Below are 20,810 nucleotides of genomic sequence, written 5' to 3'. Positions count from 1 at the left end.
TCGCCCCCGCCGCCCCTACCCGTCCCATCCCGTTCCTGGGGGCTGCGCCCCCAGACCCCCGCTAGTCGCGCTGAACGCGCTCGTCCTCAAACGCCGGACGGGCTGGGTGGGTGGTGGCGGCCAGGTGGGTGGGCGGGAAAGGCTCGGCCTGAACGGCCTCGCCCTCAAGCGCCGGAGGGGCTGAGGTGCCCCGACCTGGGCTGGGTGAGAGGCAGTAAACGGGTGGGTGGGTGGGAAAACTCCGCCTGAACGGCCTCGCCCCCAAGCGCCGGTCGGGCTGAGGTGCCCCGACCTGGGCTGGGTAAGAGGCAGTAAACGGGTGGGTGGGTGGGAAAAACTCCCCCAAGCGTCGCCCGCCCCGGGGCGCCGGACACCCCCCGGCGGGAGACAGCTAGGCTCGGTGGTGTGAATCCGAAGATCCGGAACCGGGTGATGGCCGGTGCACTCGTGCTGATGTTCGTCGTCGTGGCTGTGGCGGCGGCGGTCGGGAAGTGACCTAGGCGCGGTTCCGCGCAAGTTGTCCACCGGCCGCCGCTCGCCCTTTGCAGCTGCCGCCCGGCTACCAGGCGAACGCCTCCGGTGACGGGCCGGGGCCCGGGAAGATCTCGTCCAGCGCGGTCAGCAGTTCCTCGCTCAGCTCCAGCTCGGACGCCCGTACCGCCGACTCCAACTGCTCGGCCGTGCGCGGGCCGACGATCGGGCCGGTCACGCCGGGGCGGGTGAGCAGCCAGGCCAGGGCCGCCTCGCCGGGCTCGATGCCGTGCTTGTCCAGCAGGTCCTCGTACGACTGGACCTGCGCGCGTGCGGTGGGGTCGGCGAGGGTGTCCGCCGCGCGGCCACTCGCGCGTCGGCCGCCCTGGACCTCCTTCTTGATGACGCCGCCGAGCAGGCCGCCGTGCAGCGGTGACCAGGGGATGACCCCTAGGCCGTACTCCTGCGCGGCCGGGATGACCTCCATCTCGGCGCGGCGTTCGGCGAGGTTGTAGAGGCACTGCTCGCTGACGAGGCCGATGGTGCCGCCGCGCCGGGCGGCGGTCTCGTTGGCCTGGGCGATCTTGTAGCCGGGGAAGTTGGACGATCCCGCGTAGAGGATCTTGCCCTGCTGGACCAGGACGTCGACGGCCTGCCAGATCTCGTCGAAGGGGGTCGAGCGGTCGATGTGGTGGAACTGGTAGACGTCGATGTAGTCGGTGCGGAGGCGCTTGAGCGACGCGTCCACCGCGCGGCGGATGTTCAGCGCCGACAACTTGTCGTGGTTGGGCCAGGCGTCGCCTTCGGCGGCCATGTTGCCGTACACCTTGGTGGCGAGGACCACCCGGTCACGGCGGTCGTCGCCCTTGGCGAACCAGTTGCCGATGATCTCTTCCGTACGGCCCTTGTTCTCGCCCCAGCCATAGACGTTGGCGGTGTCGAAGAAGTTGATCCCCGTGTCCAGGGCCGCGTCCATGATCGCGTGGCTGTCGGCCTCGTCGGTCTGGGGGCCGAAGTTCATGGTCCCGAGGACGAGTCGGCTGACCTTGAGTCCTGTGCGTCCGAGCTGCGTGTACTTCATGACTGTTCAGCCAACGTCGTGGAGTGCGCTCTAAGCAAGGGTGGGTTGTGCGGGCGGGGGACTCCGCTCAGGATCCGTGGTCCGTGGGCCGCTTTGTGGCGGTCCTAGTCGCGGGGGAACTCGTCGGTCTTGAGGGTGAGGTCGACGACGGTGTCGCCGAGGTCCACGTCGTCCCCGAAAGCGAGCTTCGTCTCGGTCGCGTACTCGCCGTTCTTCGGGTGGGTGTAGAGGAAGCACCTGCCCTGGTAGGGGTCGGCGATGAGATAGACGGGGACTTCGGCCTCGGCGTACGCGGCCTTCTTGGGGCCGTAGTCGTTCACGGCCGTCTTCTTCGAGATCACCTCGGCGACGAACGCGACGTCCGCGTGGCGCCACAGGCCGTTGTCGCCCTTCTCGGCGCCTTCGGCCATGAGCGTCACGTCGGAGGAGAAGCCGTTGAGGTGGCCCGGGTAGTCGATGCGGACGTCGGACTTCACGCGCTTGCGCGGGTACTTGGTGCGCAGCTGGTCGTAGATGGCTGCGATGATCTCCCAGTGGGTGTCCCGCTGCGGCGACATGAAGATGTTCCCTCCGACGATCTCGACCCTGTATCCGTCGGGGATGGGGCTCTTCTCAAGCCACTCGTACATCATGTCGAGCGTCAGCTTGTCGCTGTTGTCGCTGTTGTCGCTGTTGTCGCTGTTGTCGCTGTTGTCGGCGCTGTCGGCGCTGTCGGCGCTGTCGGCGATGTCGGCCATCTCGATCCTTTCTTCAAGGACGGTCACCGTGGCACTCCTCCCCGGCCGCGCCCCGGACGAACGCAGCCGTGCAGTACAACGATACGCACGGTGACCATGGCATGCCCGGATTCGGTCAGTCCGTTCCGGCCAGGTACGGCTGACCCACATCCCATGCCTGGTACATCGCCCCCGCGAACGCCCCCGCGATCTTGTGCTCGCCGCTCGCGTTCGGGTGTGTCCCGTCGTACGTGTCCTGGTGGATGTCGTACGTGGGCGGGGGTGACGTCAGGAGCAGTGGGGAGCGGGGTTCGTCCAGGTCGGCCGCCGTTTTCGCGAGGAGTTCGTTGAAGCGGACGACCTGGGCGGCGAAGGGCGGGTCCGTCTCCGCGCGGACGTTGGGGATCACCGGGAGGAGGGCGATGGCGATGCGCGGGTTGGAGCTGCGGGCCTCGGCCACGAAGAGGCGGGCGTTCTCCGCCGTCTGGTCGGCGTCCGTGTAGAAGCCCAGGTCGATCAGGCCCAGGGAGACCAGCAGGACGTCCGGCTTGTGGACGCGTACCGCGTCCGCGATCAGTGGGGTCATGTGCTGCCAGCCCTCGCCCCAGCCGGCCAGATGGGCGCGGGGGAACTCCGGGTCGGCGTACTCGTACGAGTCGGAGGCGTTCGTCGCCTTGTCGTACAGCGTCTCGCGCGGGCCCACGATCCGGAACGGGCCGCCGTACGTCTCCCGCAGGTGCTGCCACAGGCGGTAGCGCCAGGTGTGTTCGCCGGCGCTGCCGATGGTCATGGAGTCGCCTACGGGCATCAACCTGAGCATCCGCTCATGATGCGGGATCGCGGGGGATCGGGGGAGGCGTGTGGGGCGGGTGGGGAGTGTGAGCCCGGCCACCCGGGTGTCAGGTGTACGTCAGGTTTGTGGGCATCGGCCCCGCCCGGTGCTTCGTCGTATGCCCCGTCAACCACCGCGTATCGACCGCCGGGATGGCACGCTTGAGGGCATGCGCCGATCGCTCGCCCTCCTTGCCGGGGGCCTACTCGTCGGGGTGCTCGCCGCGCCCGCCTCCGCTGCCGATGGTGACGAGGGTTTCACCATCAAGGACCCGCGGATCACCGAGTCCAGCGGTCTCGCCGCCTCCCGGCTGCACCCGGGCGTCTACTGGACCCACAACGACAGCGACGACGGCGCCTATCTGTACGCCGTCGACAGCGCGACGGGGCGGACCGTCGCCACGATCACCATGAGCGGCGTCGGCACGCCCCGGGACATCGAGGCCATCTCCATCGGGCCCGACAACCAGATCTACGTCGGCGACATCGGCGACAACGACGGTGTGACCTGGGATTATGTCTGGATCTATCGGCTGGCCGAGCCCAAGGTGCTCAAGGACCAGACGATCCGCGCCACGCAGTACGTCGTGAAGTACTCGGACGGCTCGCGCGACGCCGAGTCCCTCGTCGTCCATCCGAAGACCGGGCGCGTCTACATCATCGACAAGCAGGAGGACGGCGGGCATCTGTACGCGGGCCCGGCCCAGCTCTCCTCCTCCGGCACCAACGTCTTCCGGCCCGTCGCCGCCGTCGACATGTGGGCCACCGACGCCGCGTTCTCCCCCGACGGACGGCAGTTGGCCGTACGCGGCTACTTCGGCGGCGTCGCCTACGCCTGGAACGACGGCAAGCTCAAGCGGGAGGGACAGCTCGACGTGCCCCTCCAGGGACAGGGCGAGTCGCTCACCTACAGCCGTGACGGGTCGAAGATCCTGTACGGCAGCGAGGGCGCCGAGAGCGGGGTCGAGGCCGAGGACGCTCCTTCGTACGATGCCTCCGGTAACCCCAAGTCGCCCTCTGGGAGCGGGAGTTCCGCGTCGGACGGGGGTGGTGGGTCCGAGGGGAAGGTCAAGAACGGGGCCATCGCTGTCGCCGTGCTCTTCCTCGGCTACTTCGGGCTCAAGCGGCTTCGGCGGAAGCCGCCGGCTTAGCACGCGGGTTGGGGCGTGGGCCCGCGGGTCGTTTCAGTGGCCCACAGGGAGTTCAAGGGATTCCACAGGGAGTTCTCAGGTTCCTTTGAGGTGGCCCCGGTAGGTCTGGGGGGTGACCAGCCCACCCCGGCTCCTCGTCGTCGACGACGAGCAGAACATCCGCGATCTGCTGTCCGAGACCTTCCGCCTCGTCGGCTTCGACGTCACCGTCGCCGCCGGCGGGGTCGAGGCGCTCAACGCCGTGCTCTCGGCGCCGCCCGACCTCGTCGTCCTCGACGTGATGCTGCCCGACATGGACGGCTACGAGGTCGCCCGTATGCTGCGGCACGACGGGCGGGAGGTGCCCGTACTGTTCCTCACCGCCCGCGACACCGTGCGCGACCGCGTCGAGGGGCTGTCGGCCGGGGGCGACGACTACGTCACCAAGCCGTTCAGCCTCGAAGAGGTCGTGCTGCGCGTGCGGGCCATCCTCCGGCGCACCCGGCGCGGTGAGCCCGCGTCCGATCCCGTACTGCGTTGCGCGGGAGTCGAACTCGACGCCGCCGCCCACGCCGTTCGGCGCGACGGGCGTGAACTGGAGCTGTCGGCAACCGAGTTCCGTATGCTCCGCTATCTGCTGGAGAACGCGGGCCGGGTCGTCAGCAAGGCGCAGATCCTGGAGCGGGTCTGGGGCTACGACTTCGGCGGCGACACCCGGATCGTCGAGAGCTACGTCTACTACCTCCGCAAGAAGATCGACTCGGCCGGGGCCGCGCCCCTCATCCACACCCTGCGCGGGGTCGGTTACGTGCTCCGGGCGCCCAAGTGACCAGGCCCGGGCCCCGGTTGAGGCGCTCGCATCACTTGCGTCAGTGGCGTCAGCTCAGGCACTGGTCCCTGCGCGCTCGGCTCGCCTTCGCCGCCACCGCCCTCGCCGCGCTCGCACTGGTCGCCGCGAACGCCGTCGGACTGGTGCTGCTGCAGAACTACCTCATCGACCGGGTCGACACCAACATCGACGTGGGTGGCGGCGGCCCCGTCGGCGACGGCGCGGCCGAGCAACTGGTCACCGGGCGCGTGGACTTCGCCCGCAGCGAGGAGACCGTCGTCGCCTTCCTCGCGGAACGCTTCGGCGGTGACTTCCGGTTGTACGTCTACGAGGCCGGCGGCGGTCGTACCGGCGTCCCCAGCGACCCCGAGGGCCCGGGCCCGGTGCTGCCGGACCGGGAGGGGCTCGCCGCCCGTACCGACGAGGTGTTCACCGTGCCAGGGGAGTCGGGCGCCGACTGGCGGGTCGCCGTGCGCACGGTGGGCGGCGGCACCCTGCTGGTCACCGCCGTCTCCCTCGCCGACGTGGCCGAGACCACCGAACGCCTGCTGCTCATCGACCTGTTGGTGACCTTCGTCGTCCTCGCCGGGCTCGCGGGCGTCGCCGCGCTCGTCGTACGGGCCGGGCTGCGGCCCCTGACCCGGATGGAGGCCACCGCCGACGCCATCGCCGCTGGGGACTTCAGGCGCCGGGTCGACGGCACCGACCCGCACACCGAACCCGGGCGGCTCGGCGGCGCCATGAACGCCATGCTCGCCCGCCTGGAGCACGAGATCGCCGCCCGCACCGCCTCCGAGAGACGCCTGCGCCGCTTCCTCGCCGACGCCTCCCACGAACTGCGCACCCCGCTCACCTCCATCCGCGGCTTCGCCGAACTCAGCCGGCGCGGCGGCGACCGTACGGACGCGCTGCGCCGGATCGAGGCGGAGGCGGCCCGGATGGGCGTCCTGGTCGAGGACCTGCTGCTGCTCGCCCGGCTCGACGAGCGGCGCGAGCTGGAGCGGCGGCCGGTGGATCTGCTGGAGCTGGCCGCAGACGTCGTACGGGATCTGCACGCCCGTTCGCCGGGGCGTGACGTACGGCTGGTGGGGGCCATGCGGCCCGTGGTGGTGCCCGGGGACACGCTGCGGCTGCGGCAGGTGCTCGGGAACCTGCTCTCCAACGCCGACCGGCACACCCCGCCGGACGCGCGGATCAGCGTGCGGGTCGATGTCGTACGGCCCCTCGACCTCGGGCCGGTCGCGGCTGCCGCCGGGGAGGCGTTGCCGCCTGGGGTGCCCGTCGGGCTCGTCGAGGTGGCCGACAGCGGGGACGGAGTGCCGGCCGCGCATGCCCCGTACGTCTTCGAACGGCTCTACCGGGTCGACGGTGCGCGGGCCCGGGGCAGTGCCGAGACCGCGGGGAGCGGGCTCGGGCTGTCGATCGTGGCGGCGCTCGCGGGGGCGCACGGGGGGCGGGTCGATCTTGCCGCCGGGGAGGGGACGGCGGGGGCCGTGTTTCGGGTGCTGCTGCCGTTGGAGGGGGCCGATGTGCCGGTCCCGGCGCGGATTACCAGCTTGCTTTGAGGTTCGGCGCAGGGTCCCCTGACGCTGCCCGGCCAGCCTTCTCCTCGTCATGGAACAACCCGTGACGTGATGAGAAGAGGCGAGGATGCGCAGGAGGCTGACGCGCCGGATACCGGCCGCGACCGCCGCCGTACTGCTCGCGGCCGGGCTGCTGGCCGGTTGTGGCGGGGGCGGGGACGACGACGGGCCCGGGATCGCTTCGGTGGCCGAGAGCGCGGGCGGTGGTGGCTCGGGCGGGGAGACGGCCGCCGCCTCCGACAAGGACGAGGTCGAGCAGGCGCAGGAGTTCGTGGACTGTCTGCGGGGGGAGGGGCTTGAGGTCGAGGACCCCGATCCGGTGACCGGTGAGCTGAACCTCCGGGCGCTCGCCACCGCCGACACCGACCGGGACAAGCTCATGAGCGCCTTCCAGGCCTGCCAGGACAAGGCGCCGCAGTCCTTGCAGGACCAGGCGTCGCAGGCGCCGGACACCGAGCAGCAGCAGAAGTTCGCGCAGTGCATGCGGGACAACGGCGTCGACATGGCCGACCCCGGACCGGACGGCTTCACCCCGGAGTCGGTGCCCACGGGCGACCCCGACTTCGACACCGCGCTGGACGCCTGCCGCGACCGACTCGGCTTCGGCGGGGGTTCGTAGTGAGTGACCTGATCGAGAACGTCGAGAACGTCGAGAACGTCGAGAACGTCGAGGACATCGAGGACGTCGAGAACACGGTCGCGGTGGCTTCCGACGGGGTGAGCGAGGTAGGTGCCGCCCGAACGGGCGGGCGCCGACGACCCCTTCGGATCGCCCTCACCCTGCTCGCCTCCCTCGGCGTCACCGCCGTCGCCGTGGCCGCCGCGACCGGGGCCTTCGGCGGCGGAGACCCGGACGGTACGTCGTCGGGCGCGGCCTCCGGGCCCGTGAGGACCGCGACCGTCCAGCGCACCGACCTCACCCGCAGCGAGACCCTGGACGGCACCCTCGGCTACGGCGACAGCACCCCCGTACAGGCCGTAGGGCAGGGCGTGTTGACCTGGCTGCCCAGTGCCGGGGACACCGTGAAGCGCGGGCAGACCGTGTACCGGCTGAACGAGCAGGCGGTGCCCCTCCTGTACGGCGCCACCCCGCTCTACCGGACCCTCGACGTCGGCGCCGAGGGCCGGGACGTCCAGGTGCTGGAGAAGAACCTCGCCGCGCTCGGCTACACCGGGTTCACCGTGGACGACACCTACACCGAGGGCACCGCCGACGCCGTACGGGACTGGCAGACGGACCTCGGCCGGGCCGGGACCGGCAGGGTCGGCGCCGGGGACGCGGTCGTCGCACCCGGCGCGCGGCGGGTCGCCGAGGTGCAGGGCACCCTGGGCGGGGTGGTCGGCGGTACGGTCCTCAGCTGGACCGGGACCGTGCGGACGGTGACCGTCGAACTCGACGTCAAGGACGAGGACCTGGTCTCCGGTGACGGTACGAGGGCGACGGTGAAGCTGCCCGACGGACGTACCGTCGAGGCCGAGGTCAGCGAGGTGGGCACGGCCGTCACCTCGGCGGCCACCGGCACCGCCACCGGCGGCCAGTCCTCCGGTACGGCCGCCGCCTCCGACCCCACCCTCCCGGTCACGCTCACTGTCGACGACCAGCAGAAGCTGGGGCGTTACCAGGCCGCCCCCGTCGACGTCGACTTCCGGGCGGAGACCCGCAAGAACGTCCTCGCGGTGCCGGTCGAGGCGCTGGTCGCGCTGCGCGAGGGCGGGTACGCGGTGGAGCGGGTCACGGCCGCCGGGAGCGAGTATCTCGCCGTGGACACCGGGATGTTCGCCGGTGGCATGGTCGAGGTCTCGGGCGCCGGAGTCTCGGCGGGCCTGAAGGTCGGGGTGCCCAAGTGACCTACCCCATCGTGGAGTTGGCGGGCGTGACCAAGTCGTACGGCGAGGTGGCCGCCCTGCGCGGTGCCGGGCTGGTGGTCGAGCGGGGTGAACTCCTCGCCGTCGTCGGCCCGTCGGGCTCCGGCAAGTCGACTCTCCTGAACATCATGGGGACTCTGGACCGGCCGACCGCCGGGACCGTGCGCGTCGACGGCCACGAGGTCGCCCGGCTCAGCGACCGCGAGCTGTCCGCGCTGCGCGCCCGGACCATCGGGTTCGTCTTCCAGCAGTTCCATCTGGCGCCCGGCGTAACGGCGTTGGACTGCGTCGCCGAGGGCCTGCTGTACGGCGGCCGGTCGCGCGCCGAGCGCAGACTGCTCGCCCGGCGGGCGCTGGTCCGGGTCGGCCTCGGGCACCGGCTCGACCACGAGCCGCACCAGCTCTCCGGCGGCGAGAAACAGCGCGTCGCCATCGCCCGCGCGGTCGCCGGAGACCCGCCCCTGCTCCTCGCCGACGAGCCGACCGGCGCCCTCGACTCCCGCTCCGGCGCGGTCGTCATGCGACTGCTGCGGGATCTGCACGAGGCGGGCACGACGGTCGTCGTCATCACCCACGACCGGGACATCGCGGCCTCGCTCCCGCGCGAGGTCCGGGTCAGGGACGGCCACATCGAGTACGACACCCACCAGCGCCCCGAGCTTGAGGGAGTACGGGCATGACCGCCACGGCCCTGGACCCCGTGCGGGTGCCCGCACGGGCACCCCGGCCCGCCCGTCTCCGGCCCGTCGACGTGTTCCGGGTCGCCGGTTCGGGGCTGCACTCGCGCCCGATGCGGGTGTTCCTCTCCGCGCTCGGCATCGCCATCGGCATCGCGGCGATGATCGGCGTCGTCGGCATCTCGACGTCCAGCCAGGAGGAGCTGAACCGCAAGCTCGACGCGCTCGGCACCAACCTGCTGACCGTGCGGCCGGGGCAGTCCTTCGGCGGGGGCGAGGCCCATCTCCCGGACGCCGCCGAGGACATGGTCGGCCGGATCGGGCCCGTCGAGTCCGTCTCGGCGGTCGGGCTGACCGACGCCAAGGTGTACCGCAACGACCGGGTGCCCAGCGAGCGCAGCGGCGGCATCGGCGTCTACGCGGCCCGTACGGCACTGCCCGCGACCGTCGGGGCCGAGGTCGCCGAGGGCCGGTGGCTGAACGCGGCCAACGCCGACTACCCGGCGGTGGTGCTGGGTTCGGCCGCCGCCGACCAACTCGGCGTGCACGACACGGGTGCCGAGGTCCAAGTCTGGCTCGGTGGACGCTGGTTCACGGTCGTGGGAATCCTCGCCTCCAACGAGTTGGTGCCCGCGATGGACTCGGCGGCCCTGGTCGGCTGGCCCGTCGCCGAGGAGCTGCTCGGCTTCGACGGCTACGCGACCACCGTGTACACGCGGGCCGCCGAAACCTCCGTAGCGGATGTCCAGTCGGTGCTGGGTGCCACCGCGAATCCGGAGGACCCGTCGGCGGTCCAGGTCTCCCGGCCCTCCGACGCCATCGCCGCCAAGGAGGCCACCGACGAGACCCTCGCCGGGCTGCTCCTCGGGCTCGGCGCGGTCGCGCTGCTGGTCGGCGGGGTCGGGGTCGCCAACACCATGGTCATCTCGGTCCTGGAGCGCCGCTCCGAGATCGGACTGCGCCGCTCGATGGGCGCGACCAAGGGGCAGATCCGTACGCAGTTCCTGTGCGAGTCGCTGCTGCTGTCGGCGCTGGGCGGGCTCGGCGGGCTGCTGCTCGGCATCGGGGTGACCGGCGGCTACGCCTCCTACCAGGGCTGGCCCGCCGTCGTACCGGCCTGGGCGATGGCCGGCGGGATCGCCGCGACGCTCGTCATCGGCGGCCTCGCGGGCTTCTACCCGGCGGTCCGGGCGGCCCGGCTGCCACCGACGGAGGCGCTGGCGTCGGCGTGACGGCGGTCAGGAGGGTTCCCCGGGCGGACGGCGCCGGGGACCCTCGGCGCGTCAGTCCTCCCGTACCTCTCGTTCGGCCTGTTCCTCCCGTACCCGCAGCTCGTAGTGGAGCGTCGGGGTGCCCATCACGCGGTGGGCCAGGGGGGCCAGGACGCCGTGCGTGACCGGGTACTTGCGGCGCAGCAGGCTCGCCGCGTGCCGGTCCTCGGGGCCGCCGTGGTCCAGCAGGCGGGCGTGGGCGTGGACCTCGGGGCCGGTGGGGGCGCCGCGCGCGGTGCACGGGGCGATCTCCACCGTCGGGTCGTCGCGCAGGCGCCCGGTCTTCCAGGCGTTGGCGGGGGTGCGGAAGTACGCGTGGTCACCCTCGACGACGATGTTCACGGGGGTGCCGACGCCGCTGCCGTCCTTGCGGTGGCTGGTGAGCAGGACGGCCCACTGCTTGACGAAGGGCGCGAGTCCGGGGCTCGGGGGCGTGGTCCTCATGCCTCCATGGAGGCACCGGAAGCACGGTTTGTCACCCTCACCGCTGCTACTGCTACTGCTACTGCTTCCGCGCCTGTCGGTCGACCCAGACCTCCAGGCCGTCCAGGATGCGCTGCAGCCCGAACTCGAAGTGGTCGAAGGCGGGGCCCCACGCGTCGGGGCTCAGGGCGGCGAGGACCGGGTAGCGGCCGGTGGCCATGATCTCCGTGAGGACCGGCAGGTGGGCCTGCCAGAACTCGGCGTCCGTGAGGCCCGTACGGCGCTCGGCCTCCCGCTGGTAGACCTGGGTGCGCGCGGCGCCGACGACGTAACCGTCGATCATGATGACCGCCGACACCAGCTCGGGGTCGGACAGGCCCATCGGCTTGATGCGCGACAGGATCGCCTCCATCCCGTCGAGCGCGCTGGGGCCCAGGATCGGGCGGGACTGGTTGACCTGGAGCAGCCAGGGGTGGCGGCGGTAGAGGTCGAGGGTGGCGTGGGCCATCGCCTCCAGGGTCGCGCGCCAGCCGCCGTCACCGAGGGTGGCCGGGTTGTGGTCGGGGCGCTGGACGCGGTCGAGCATCAGGTCGAGCAGCTCGCCCTTGCCGGGGACGTAGCGGTACAGCGCCATGGTCGCGGTGCCGAGGGCGGTGGCGACGCGGCGCATCGAGACCGCGTCCAGCCCCTCCTCGTCCGCGATCCGGACGGCCGCTTCCACGATCCGGTCGATCGAGAGGCCCGGCTTGGGACCCCGGCTGGGGCGCCGGCCCGTGTCCCACAGCAGCTGGAGGGTGCGGGTGACATCACCGCTGCCACTGGTCTGCGTACCGTCACCGCTGCCGCCGCCGCTCTTCATGCGGTTCAGCTTAATTCCAGGGCCGGGCGCCGAGAATAAAACCGTGTACGCCGTACGCTTAACCGAGTACGGTGTACACAGTTGCCGTCGGCGGTGGTGCCGACGGCCGTTGTCGGTGACGGGCGGAGGGGCTATGACCGGCGGATTCGCGGTACGGGCCGAGGCGTTGGAGAAGCGGTACGGCGAGAAGCGCGCCCTGGACGGGTTCGACCTGGCCGTGCGCGAGGGGACCGTGCACGGGCTGCTCGGGCCGAACGGCGCGGGCAAGACCACGGCGGTGCGCATCCTGTCCACGCTCGTCCGGCTGGACGGCGGGCAGGCGACCGTGGCGGGCCTGGACGTGGCCCGCCAGCCGCGCGAGGTGCGGGCGCGGATCGGCCTGACCGGCCAGTACGCGGCTGTGGACGAGGTGTTGACGGGACGCCAGAACCTGGAGATGTTCGGGCGGTTGTTCCATCTGGGCGGACGGCGGGCCCGGCAGCGGGCCACCGAGTTGCTGGAGCAGTTCGATCTGACCGACGCGGCGGACAAGGGCGTCGACAAGTACAGCGGGGGCATGCGGCGTCGGCTCGACCTGGCCGCCTCGATGATCCTGGCTCCTTCCGTGCTGTTCCTCGACGAGCCGACGACCGGGCTCGATCCGCGCAGCCGGGGTGAGGTCTGGGACTCCGTAAGGGAGTTGGTGGCCGGTGGGACGACGGTGCTGCTGACCACGCAGTATCTGGAGGAGGCCGACAAGCTGGCCTCCCGGATCACCGTGATCGACCAGGGGCGGGCCATCGCGGACGACACCCCGGACGGGCTGAAGAACACGATCGGCGGCGACCGGATCGAGGTCGTCGTGACCGAGCGGGCCGACATCCCGAGGGTGGTGAAGGTGGTCGCCCGGGTCTCGGACGGCGAACCCGAGTCCGACGAGACCGAGTTGAGGGTGCACGCCCCGGTGACCGACCGGGTCTCGGCGCTCACCGAGGTCGCCCGCACCCTCCAGGACGAGGGCATTCCGGTCGAGGACATCGGGCTGCGCAGGCCGAGCCTCGACGACGTGTTCCTGCGGCTGACGGGACACCGTACGGAGAACGAGGAGAAGGGGGCAGCGGCATGAGTGCTGTGGACGTCAGCGGGGTGGAGGGGCGCGGCCGTACCTACTGGCTGCTCTCCGACTGCTGGAACGTGGTCCGGCGCGGCCTGACCCACTACCGGCGCCAACCCATCAGCATCGCCTGGCAGTTGGGCTTCCCGATCCTCTCCGTGCTGCTGTACGGATATGTCTTCGGCAGCGCGATGACGGTCCCGGGCGGCGGGGACTACAAGGACTTCCTGATGCCGGGGATGTTCGCGATGACGATGGCCTTCGGGTTCATCAACACGGCGACCATCGTGGTGTACGACGTGACGAAGGGGGTCATCGACCGCTTCCGCTCGATGCCGATGGCGCCCTCGGCGGTGGTCGCCGGGCGCGGGGTCACCGATCTGGTCGTCGCCTGCGCGGAGTTGGGCATCATGATGCTCACCGCGTTCGCGATGGGCTGGCGCCCGGAGGGCGGGCTCGGCTTCGTGGCCGCGTTCGGGCTGCTGCTGTGGCTGCGGTTCTCGCTGATCTGGATCGGCGTGTGGCTGGGCCTGATCGTGCCCAACCCGGAGGCGGCGGGCGGCCTGTTCGCCGTCGCCTTCCCGCTGACGATGATCTCCAGCATCTTCGTCGCCCCCCAACTCATGCCGGACTGGCTGGGGTTCGTGGCCGCGTGGAACCCGATCTCGTCCACGGCGGCTGCGGCACGCGAACTGTTCGGGACGCCGGTGGGCAGCGGTGACTCGTGGGTGGAGGGGCACGCGCTGCTGATGGCGGGCGTGTGGCCTGCCGTACTGACGCTTGTCTTCCTGCCGTTGGCGGTGCGGCGATTCAAGAAGCTCAGCCGCTGACTTTCGGCTGGGGGTCTGGGGGTTATCCCCCAGGAGGCACAACTTGCCGTTGGCGGTACGGAGGTTCCAGAAGCTGAGTCGGTGAGGCACCGCGTACCGCCGCGCATCTTGACGTGAGCATGGTGTGCCAGTTCTCTGGGAGGTGCGCGGTGCGTGGGAGCGCTCCCAACGAGTCCGGGGCCGCGCCTCCCGAGAGGAACGAGCGACATGTTCCGCTTCCGTACCTTACGAAGAGTGCTGGTGGCCGGCGTCGCCGCGCTGCTGCTGCCGCTGGGGGCCGGGGTCCAGGCCGCCGGTGCGGCGGATGTCCGTGCGGCGGACGCCGGTGCCGGTTACTGGCACACCAGTGGGCGGCAGATCCTGGACGCGGCCGGGCAGCCGGTCCGGATCGCCGGGATCAACTGGTTCGGCTTCGAGACCGGCAACTACGTGGTGCACGGCCTCTGGTCGCGCGACTACAAGAGCATGATCGACCAGATGAAGTCGCTCGGCTACAACACCATCCGGCTGCCGTACAGCGACGACATCTTCAAGTCCTCCACCGTCCCCAACAGCATCGACTTCAGCAGCGGCAAGAACGCCGACCTGCAAGGGCTGAACTCCCTCCAGATCATGGACAAGCTGGTCGCGTACGCCGGTCAGAGCGGCCTCAAGGTCATCCTGGACCGGCACCGGCCTGACGCGGGCGGGCAGTCGGCGCTCTGGTACACGGCGGCGGTGCCCGAGTCGACGTGGATCGCCAACCTCCGGGCGCTGGCGACGCGTTACTCCGGTCAGGACGCGGTCGTAGGCATCGATCTGCACAACGAGCCGCATGATCCGGCCTGTTGGGGCTGCGGCGACACGACGCGGGACTGGCGGCTGGCGGCTCAACGGGCGGGCAACGCTGTCCTCGCCGTGAATCCGCAGCTGCTCGTCTTCGTGGAGGGCGTGCAGACCTTCAACGGGGTCTCCGGCTGGTGGGGCGGCAACCTCATGGGGGTCGCGCAGTACCCGGTCCAACTGGACGTGGCCAACCGGGTGGTGTACTCGGCCCACGACTACGCGACGAGCGTGGCCCAGCAGAGCTGGTTCAGCGACCCGGCCTTCCCCGCGAACATGCCGGGGATCTGGGACAAGTACTGGGGCTACATCTTCAAGCAGAACATCGCGCCGGTGTGGGTCGGGGAGTTCGGTACGACCCTGGCGTCGACGGTGGACCAGCGCTGGCTGGCGGCGCTGGTGGAGTACCTGCGGCCGACGGCGACGTACGGCGCGGACTCCTTCCACTGGACCTTCTGGTCCTGGAACCCCAACTCCGGTGACACGGGCGGGATTCTGAAGGACGACTGGGTGACGGTGGACACCGTGAAGAACGGCTACCTGGCGAGCGTGAAGGCGCCGGGCTTTCCCGGGAGCGGCGGCGGAGGGGGTGGTGGCGGTGGCGGTGGTACGGCGACCTGCGCTGCCACCTATGCCGTGAGCAGTGACTGGGGTGGCGGGTTCAACGCCGAGGTGAAGGTGACCAATTCGGGGACGGTGGCGCTCAAGTCCTGGCAGGTGAAGTGGACCTGGCCCGGTTCACAGACGGTCACGAGCATGTGGAACGCGACGTACACACAGACCGGCGCGACGGTGACGGCTGTGAACGCGGCTCACAACGGGAGTGTGGCGGTGGGTGGTTCGGCGAGTCTCGGGTTCGGGGGAGCGCCGGGGGGTGGGGGTGTGCCGGCGGTGACGTGCACGGCGACATGAGGCGTTGAGGCGCGGGAGTGAGAGGGCCCGAAAAGGGTCGGTTGCCCCGGTTCCGGAACCACCCGGAATCGGGGCACAACCATGTCCGCCGATCCGCCGTCTTCCAGGGCCCCGCACCACCGTCGGGCCCGTCACAACACTCCTCACCCCATGGTCATCACAACATGACATCTCTGTACAACGTCTGGCGCCGCCCTCCTCACCTGTGGGCGGTTCCGGTGCTGTGGACCATCGCCCTTGGCCTCTGGGGGCTCTCCCGGGAGGAGAGTGTGTGGCGGGACGAGGCCGCGACCTGGCAGGTGGCCCAGCGGTCCACCGGGGACATTCTGCGCATGCTGGAGCACGTCGACGTCGTACACGGGCTCTACTACCTGTTCATGCACGGCCTGTTCGAGTGCTTCGGGGCGTCCACGACGACCCTGCGGCTGCCCTCCGTGCTGGCCATGGCGGTGGCCGCCGGGTGTGTCGCGGTCGTCGGGTGCCGACTGGGCGGGCCCTGGACGGGGTTGGGGGGCGGGCTGGCGTTCGGGCTGCTGCCCGCCGTGCAGTTCTACCTCCAGGAGGGCAGGCCGTTCGCGTTCGTCGCCGCCGGGGCCGGCATCGCGACCCTGCTGCTCGTGACCGTGCTCCGGGGGCGCGGCACGCTGCGCCACTGGGTGGCGTACGGCGGTGTGGTTCTCGTGTGCGGGCTGCTCAACTGGCTCTCCCTGCTGATCCTTCCGGCGCATCTGGTGACCCTGTTGTGGGCGCGAGCCGGTCGCGAGGTCCGGATCCGCTGGACGGTGGCCGCGTCGGCGGCGCTGGCCGGCGTGCTGCCGCTGATCCTCTTCAGCCGCCGCCAGTCCGTACAGGTGTCCTGGATACCGCCGTTGACCTGGCACATGCTGATCGGGCCGGCCGTCCTGCTGGCGATCGGCGGGATCGGCGCCCGGCTGGACCGGCGTAGGGCGGGGCGGTTGTCGGTGGCGGCCGTCGGGCTGCCGCTGCTGGCCGTACCGCAGGTCGGTCTGGTCGGACTCTCCCTGGCGCAGCCGCTGTTCGTGGACCGGTACGTCCTGTTCAGCCTGCTCGGGCTCGCGCTGCTGATCGGGGTGATCGTCGATGCGGCGGTACGGGCGACCGCGCGGCGTTCGCCGAGAGCCGCGCCCTGGGTCCTCCCCGCGCTGCTCGCCGTCGCGACGGCGGCGCTGCTGCCGCAGCTGCTGGCCAAGCGGGCGCCGGAGAGCCGGGTGGACGACGTCCTGGCGGCAGCCGCCGAGATACGGGACGTGAAGCGGCCCGGGGACGCCGTCGTCTACATACCGGCGGCACGGCGGGACACCCGGCTGGTCTCCCCCGACGCCTTCACCGGCCTGCGCGACATCGCCCTCGCCCGGAGCCCGGAGGAGTCCGGGACGCTGAAGGGGGTGGAGGCGGGAGCCGCCCGGATCCGGGCCGCGATGCTCGCACAGCGGCGGATCGTGCTGGTCACGGACGCGGCGGGGGTGGCGAGGCCGGTGTCGGCGGAGCGGGACCGGGTGAAGGCGGCGGTGCTGGAGGAGTACTTCACGCCGGTGTCGGACGGGGAGGTCCGCGGGCGGCGGGTGACCGTGTACGAGAGGCTCGCACCGACTCCGTGACCGCTCTGGAGCCCGGCTCCCGTATGCACGACGAGGGGGCACCCGGTGCTGGTCACTGGGTGCCCCCTCGGCCGTACGGGAAAGGTCAGAGCTTCTCGATCACGTAGTCGATGGACTTCGTCAGCGCCTCGATGTCCGCCGGGTCGACCGCCGGGAACATCGCCACGCGGAGCTGGTTGCGGCCGAGCTTGCGGTAGGGCTCGGTGTCGACGATGCCGTTGGCGCGCAGGACCTTGGCGACCGCGGCGGCGTCGACGTCGTCCGTGAAGTCGATCGTGCCGATGACCTGCGAGCGCTTGGCCGGGTCGGTGACGAACGGGTTCGCGTACTTGACGTCCTCCGCCCAGCCGTACAGCGTACGGGCCGAGGTGGCGGTGCGGCGCACGGCCCAGTCCAGGCCGCCCTGGCCGTTGATCCACTCCAGCTGCTCGTTGAGGAGGAACAGGGTGGCGAGGGCCGGGGTGTTGTACGTCTGGTTCTTGCGCGAGTTGTCGATCGCGGTGGGCAGGCTGAAGAACTCCGGGATGTGGCGTCCGCTCGCGTGGATCCGCTCGGCGCGCTCGATCGCGGCCGGGGAGAACGCGGCGAGCCAGAGGCCGCCGTCCGCCGCGAAGGACTTCTGCGGGGCGAAGTAGTAGACGTCCGTCTCGGAGATGTCGACGGGCAGGCCGCCGGCGCCGGACGTGGCGTCCACGAGGACGAGGGAGCCGTCGTCGGCGCCCGGTACGCGCTTGAGGGGGGCGGCGACGCCGGTGGACGTCTCGTTGTGCGTGAAGGCGTAGACGTCGACGCCCGCCTCGGCCGCCGGGTCCGGGTGGGTGCCCGGGTCGGAGGAGATGACCGTCGGGTCGGCGAGCCAGGGAGCGAGCCCCGCGGCCTTCGCGAACTTCGAGCTGAACTCACCGAAGGTGAGGTGCTGCGACTTGTTCTCGATCAGGCCGTGCGTCGCGACGTCCCAGAACGCGGTCGAGCCGCCGTTGCCGAGGATCACCTCGTAGCCGTCGGGGAGCCCGAACAGCGCGGAGATGCCCTCGCGCACCTTGCCGACCAGGTTCTTGACCGGGGCCTGGCGGTGGGAGGTACCGAGGAGGGAGCTACCGGTGGCGGCCAGCGCGTCCAGCGCTTCCGTCCGCACCTTGGAGGGGCCCGCGCCGAAACGTCCGTCGGCGGGCTTGATGTCAGCGGGAATCTGGATCTCAGCCACGGGGGGAGCGTAGCCGTTTCTCGAAACGTGGAGGAAACGTGGTCCGTCCGGTGAGACGCGCTCCGCGGGTTGGGCGGGGTCGGGGGGTGGGCGTCGTGCTGGGGGCTGCCGCCCCCAGACCCCCGTTTCGGCCTGGACGGCCTCGTCCTCGAACGCCGGACGGGCTGAAACCTGCGTCGTCGACAAGCCGGGAGCCCGCCCCGGAACCCTAATCCCGAGCGGTAGCACCCCAGTGCTACGCCGCTCGTACAACCCCGGTGCGACTCGGTCCGGTCCGGCCTGGTCTACCTCGGTACGGTGCCCAGCGGCGGCGTCGGGGTGAAGCGCACCGGCAGTTCCGTGAGCGTCCGCAGCCACGGGGACGGGCGGCGGCTCAACGTCCCGGCCGGGACCGCCAGATCGATGTCGGGGAGGCGGTCCAGCACGACCTCGATGCCGGTGCGGGCGATGACCTCCGCGACCTCCTGCGCCGGGAACGGACACCGGTGCTCCCCGTGCCCGAAGGAGAAGTGGGCGTTGTTGCCGCCGGTGAGAGGGGAGCCCGCGGTGCGGACCTGGGGGTCGGAGTTGGCGCCCTGGAGGCCCAGGAGGAGCAGATCACCCGTACGGATGTGCCGGCCGCCCAGCCGGGTGTCGCGGGACGCCCAGCGGCCCGGCATGGTCTGCACGGGCGCGTCCTCCCACAGCACCTCGTTCATGGCGTCGGCGACGCTGCTGCGCCCGCCGAACAGGGAGGCCGCGAACCGTTCGTCCGTGAGCATCAGGCGCAACGAGTTGCCGATCCAGCCGGCGGTCGGCTCGTTCCCCGCCGCGACCATGATCATCAGGTCGTGCGCGATCTCCTCGTCCGTGAAGCCGTACGGGTTCGCGAGCAGGCGCGAGACCACGTCGTCGGCGGGGCGCATCCTGCGGTCCGTCACCAACTGCCCCATCGACGCGACCAGATGACGCTGTCCTGTCGCTCCGGCCTCCCGCCCGTCGACCATGTCGGTCGCGGCGGCGACCAGGCCGGGCGCCTCCTCGTCGGTGAAGCCGAAGAGCCGGGCCATGACCCGCACCGGCAGCCGCGTCGCGTACTCCTTGACCAGGTCCGCCTCGCCCCGGGCGCAGACGGCGTCGATCAGCTCGTCCGCGAACTGCTCGGTGTACGCCCGCAGTTCGACCGGATCGGCCTCCTCCAGCGCGCTGCCGATCATCGCCGCCCGCTCCCGGTGGCGTTCGCCGACGGTGTAGAGGATCGAGGGCTGGCCACGGCCGATCATCGGCAGGTGCGGCCAGTCCGGCGGAATCCTCTCCCACTGGTTCCACAGCTCCGAGTCCCGGCTGAACAGCACGGGATCACCGGTGACTTGGTGCAGCTCGCGGTAGCCGAGCACCAGCCACGCCGGTACGTCCCCGTCGAGCAGCACCGGTGCCACCGGACCGTGCTCGCCGCGCATCTCCCGGTACAGCCTGTCGGGTTCGGTCCTGAACCGGGGGCCGCTGAGCGGGACATGGGCGCTCACAGGGGCAACTCCTCGTGATGGGCGGGCACTTGACCGTCGTACGGCGGTGATTGTGCGTGTCGGTGGCGGAGTCGCGCGTGTTCCACGAGCGCGATCAGCACCCGCTTGCTCGAACCGCGGGCGCGCGCGTCGCAGTGTACGAGGGGTACGTCGGGATCGAGGTCGAGGGCGTCGCGGATGTCCCGCCCGGCGAAGTCCCGGCCGCCCGGGTCCCGGTCGCCGAAGTCGTTGCGGGCCACGACGAACGGGGTGCCGTTGCGTTCGAGGCGGTCGATGGCGTACCAGGAGTCGTCCAGGCGGCGGGTGTCGACCAGGACGACCGCGCCGAGCGCGCCGGTGAACAGCCGCTCCCAGAGGAACCAGAAGCGTTCCTGGCCCGGTGCGCCGAACAGGTACAGCACATTGCGGGCGTCGAGCGTGATGCGGCCGAAGTCGAAGGCGACGGTCGTCGCGTCCTTGTCGCGCACCGCGCTGACGTCGTCGACGGCCTCGCCGGCCATCGTCATCGTCTCCTCGGTGCTGAGCGGACGTATCTCGCTCACCGACCGCACGAGCGTCGTCTTGCCGACGCCGAAGCCGCCGACGACCACGATCTTCAGCCCGTTGTCGGCGGACGCGCGCAGCGGCGGCCGTGGGGCGGGGTCGCCCGGCGCCGCGGGGTCAGAGGTTGCGGAGTCCAACGAGCACCTGCTCCAGGATGTCGGGGTCGGTGATGGCGGTCCGGCGCGGGTGGCGGGCGCTGACGCGGCCCGCCGCGAGGAGGTCGGCGAGCAGCACCCGGGTGATGCCCACCGGCAGCCGCAGCGTCGCGGCGACCTCCACCACCGCCGTCGGACGCTCGGCCAGCCGCAGGATCGCCGCGTGCTCGGACTGCATCCCCGGCCCCGGAGCGCACTCGGCGACCACCAGCGTCACCAGGTCGAACGGATTGTCGGACGCGGTGCGGCTGCGCCCGCCGGTGAGGGTGTAGAGCCGGTCAGGAGAATCGTCCCTTCCCGGACGGTTCACCGACCTCCCGTTCACCGACCTCCCGTTCACCGACCTCCCGTTCACCGGCCTTCCGTTCACCGGCCTTCCGTTCCCTGGCC

At 71.2% G+C, this 20,810-nt stretch carries 21 protein-coding genes; 12 read left to right on the top strand and 9 right to left on the bottom strand.

Translation table 11 applies throughout. From position 1 onward, the window contains the following. Nucleotides 1-184 (top strand): hypothetical protein (locus tag CW359_RS46725; protein ID WP_232838634.1); only part of this gene is annotated, 184 nt, incomplete at its 5' end. A gap of 375 nt (nucleotides 185-559) precedes the next feature. Here the strand turns inward: CW359_RS46725 and CW359_RS28210 are convergent. From CW359_RS28210 to CW359_RS28200, 3 genes are all read right to left on the bottom strand, one after another. Next, a complete protein-coding gene (locus CW359_RS28210; protein WP_105972965.1) occupies nucleotides 560-1,552 on the bottom strand; it encodes an aldo/keto reductase in 993 nt (330 codons plus the stop codon). A gap of 104 nt (nucleotides 1,553-1,656) precedes the next feature. Next, nucleotides 1,657-2,316: a Uma2 family endonuclease gene (locus tag CW359_RS28205; RefSeq protein WP_408647526.1), complete on the bottom strand. Its 660-nt coding sequence runs from the start codon at nucleotides 2,314-2,316 to the stop codon at nucleotides 1,657-1,659. A gap of 88 nt (nucleotides 2,317-2,404) precedes the next feature. Then, nucleotides 2,405-3,088, bottom strand: a complete 684-nt coding sequence (locus CW359_RS28200; protein ID WP_105972963.1) for a GDSL-type esterase/lipase family protein — start codon at nucleotides 3,086-3,088, stop codon at nucleotides 2,405-2,407. 181 nt (nucleotides 3,089-3,269) lie between these two features. Here CW359_RS28200 and CW359_RS28195 point away from each other — a divergent pair, with 181 nt between their 5' ends. From CW359_RS28195 to CW359_RS28165, 7 genes are all read left to right on the top strand, one after another. Continuing rightward, nucleotides 3,270-4,250 (top strand): WD40 repeat domain-containing protein, encoded by a 981-nt coding sequence (locus CW359_RS28195; RefSeq protein WP_105972962.1) that lies wholly within the window; start codon nucleotides 3,270-3,272, stop codon nucleotides 4,248-4,250. 112 nt (nucleotides 4,251-4,362) lie between these two features. Continuing rightward, the gene (locus CW359_RS28190) at nucleotides 4,363-5,058 is read left to right on the top strand and encodes a response regulator transcription factor (protein WP_105972961.1); all 696 of its coding nucleotides are present in this window, start codon (nucleotides 4,363-4,365) and stop codon (nucleotides 5,056-5,058) included. Between the two features lie 35 nt (nucleotides 5,059-5,093). Continuing rightward, on the top strand, nucleotides 5,094-6,623 hold the full coding sequence (locus tag CW359_RS28185) for a sensor histidine kinase (protein ID WP_105972960.1): 1,530 nt from the start codon (nucleotides 5,094-5,096) through the stop codon (nucleotides 6,621-6,623). A gap of 85 nt (nucleotides 6,624-6,708) precedes the next feature. Then, complete coding sequence (locus CW359_RS28180; protein WP_105972959.1) at nucleotides 6,709-7,260, top strand: hypothetical protein; 552 nt, start codon at nucleotides 6,709-6,711, stop codon at nucleotides 7,258-7,260. Further along, entirely contained in the window at nucleotides 7,260-8,489 is a 1,230-nt protein-coding gene (locus CW359_RS28175) for a peptidoglycan-binding protein (RefSeq protein WP_232838633.1), read from the top strand. The genes CW359_RS28180 and CW359_RS28175 overlap by 1 nt, the downstream gene beginning before the upstream one ends. Next, a complete protein-coding gene (locus tag CW359_RS28170; RefSeq protein ID WP_105972958.1) occupies nucleotides 8,486-9,187 on the top strand; it encodes an ABC transporter ATP-binding protein in 702 nt (233 codons plus the stop codon). Before CW359_RS28175 ends, CW359_RS28170 begins: the two co-directional genes overlap by 4 nt. Beyond that, nucleotides 9,184-10,416, top strand: coding sequence for an ABC transporter permease (locus tag CW359_RS28165; protein WP_105972957.1), 1,233 nt, complete (start codon nucleotides 9,184-9,186; stop codon nucleotides 10,414-10,416). The genes CW359_RS28170 and CW359_RS28165 overlap by 4 nt, the downstream gene beginning before the upstream one ends. 51 nt (nucleotides 10,417-10,467) lie before the next feature. On the opposite strand, the gene CW359_RS28160 is transcribed toward CW359_RS28165, so the two are convergent. Together CW359_RS28160 and CW359_RS28155 are read right to left on the bottom strand one after the other, a co-directional pair. Further along, nucleotides 10,468-10,899 carry a PPOX class F420-dependent oxidoreductase gene (locus tag CW359_RS28160; RefSeq protein WP_105972956.1) on the bottom strand — a complete coding sequence of 144 codons (432 nt, stop codon included), beginning with the start codon at nucleotides 10,897-10,899 and terminating at the stop codon, nucleotides 10,468-10,470. Between the two features lie 58 nt (nucleotides 10,900-10,957). Further along, nucleotides 10,958-11,737 carry a TetR/AcrR family transcriptional regulator gene (locus CW359_RS28155; RefSeq protein ID WP_105972955.1) on the bottom strand — a complete coding sequence of 260 codons (780 nt, stop codon included), beginning with the start codon at nucleotides 11,735-11,737 and terminating at the stop codon, nucleotides 10,958-10,960. A 133-nt stretch (nucleotides 11,738-11,870) separates the two neighbouring features. On the opposite strand from CW359_RS28155, the gene CW359_RS28150 reads away from it, so the two are divergent. The 4 genes from CW359_RS28150 (at nucleotide 11,871) to CW359_RS28135 (ending at nucleotide 17,013) form a co-directional block, all read left to right on the top strand. Then, nucleotides 11,871-12,842, top strand: a complete 972-nt coding sequence (locus CW359_RS28150; RefSeq protein WP_105972954.1) for an ATP-binding cassette domain-containing protein — start codon at nucleotides 11,871-11,873, stop codon at nucleotides 12,840-12,842. Further along, entirely contained in the window at nucleotides 12,839-13,660 is an 822-nt protein-coding gene (locus CW359_RS28145) for an ABC transporter permease (protein ID WP_105972953.1), read from the top strand. The genes CW359_RS28150 and CW359_RS28145 overlap by 4 nt, the downstream gene beginning before the upstream one ends. 207 nt (nucleotides 13,661-13,867) lie before the next feature. Further along, nucleotides 13,868-15,394 (top strand): cellulase family glycosylhydrolase, encoded by a 1,527-nt coding sequence (locus CW359_RS28140; protein ID WP_105972952.1) that lies wholly within the window; start codon nucleotides 13,868-13,870, stop codon nucleotides 15,392-15,394. Between the two features lie 164 nt (nucleotides 15,395-15,558). Further along, nucleotides 15,559-17,013, top strand: coding sequence for a glycosyltransferase family 39 protein (locus CW359_RS28135; RefSeq protein ID WP_105972951.1), 1,455 nt, complete (start codon nucleotides 15,559-15,561; stop codon nucleotides 17,011-17,013). Between the two features lie 85 nt (nucleotides 17,014-17,098). On the opposite strand, the gene serC is transcribed toward CW359_RS28135, so the two are convergent. The 4 genes from serC to CW359_RS28115 all read right to left on the bottom strand — a co-directional run bounded on the left by serC (nucleotide 17,099) and on the right by CW359_RS28115 (nucleotide 20,730). Further along, nucleotides 17,099-18,217 (bottom strand): phosphoserine transaminase, encoded by a 1,119-nt coding sequence (serC, locus tag CW359_RS28130; RefSeq protein WP_105972950.1) that lies wholly within the window; start codon nucleotides 18,215-18,217, stop codon nucleotides 17,099-17,101. A gap of 284 nt (nucleotides 18,218-18,501) precedes the next feature. Then, nucleotides 18,502-19,722 (bottom strand): cytochrome P450, encoded by a 1,221-nt coding sequence (locus CW359_RS28125; RefSeq protein WP_105972949.1) that lies wholly within the window; start codon nucleotides 19,720-19,722, stop codon nucleotides 18,502-18,504. After that, entirely contained in the window at nucleotides 19,719-20,402 is a 684-nt protein-coding gene (locus CW359_RS28120; protein ID WP_198655413.1) for a GTP-binding protein, read from the bottom strand. The genes CW359_RS28125 and CW359_RS28120 overlap by 4 nt, the downstream gene beginning before the upstream one ends. Next, nucleotides 20,383-20,730, bottom strand: coding sequence for a DUF742 domain-containing protein (locus tag CW359_RS28115; protein ID WP_105972948.1), 348 nt, complete (start codon nucleotides 20,728-20,730; stop codon nucleotides 20,383-20,385). Before CW359_RS28115 ends, CW359_RS28120 begins: the two co-directional genes overlap by 20 nt. Between the last annotated feature and the right edge of the window lie 80 nt (nucleotides 20,731-20,810).

The organism is Streptomyces geranii, assembly GCF_002954775.1.
Taxonomy (GTDB): Bacteria; Actinomycetota; Actinomycetes; order Streptomycetales; family Streptomycetaceae; genus Streptomyces; species Streptomyces geranii.
This window is presented reverse-complemented; position numbering and strand designations above follow the sequence as displayed.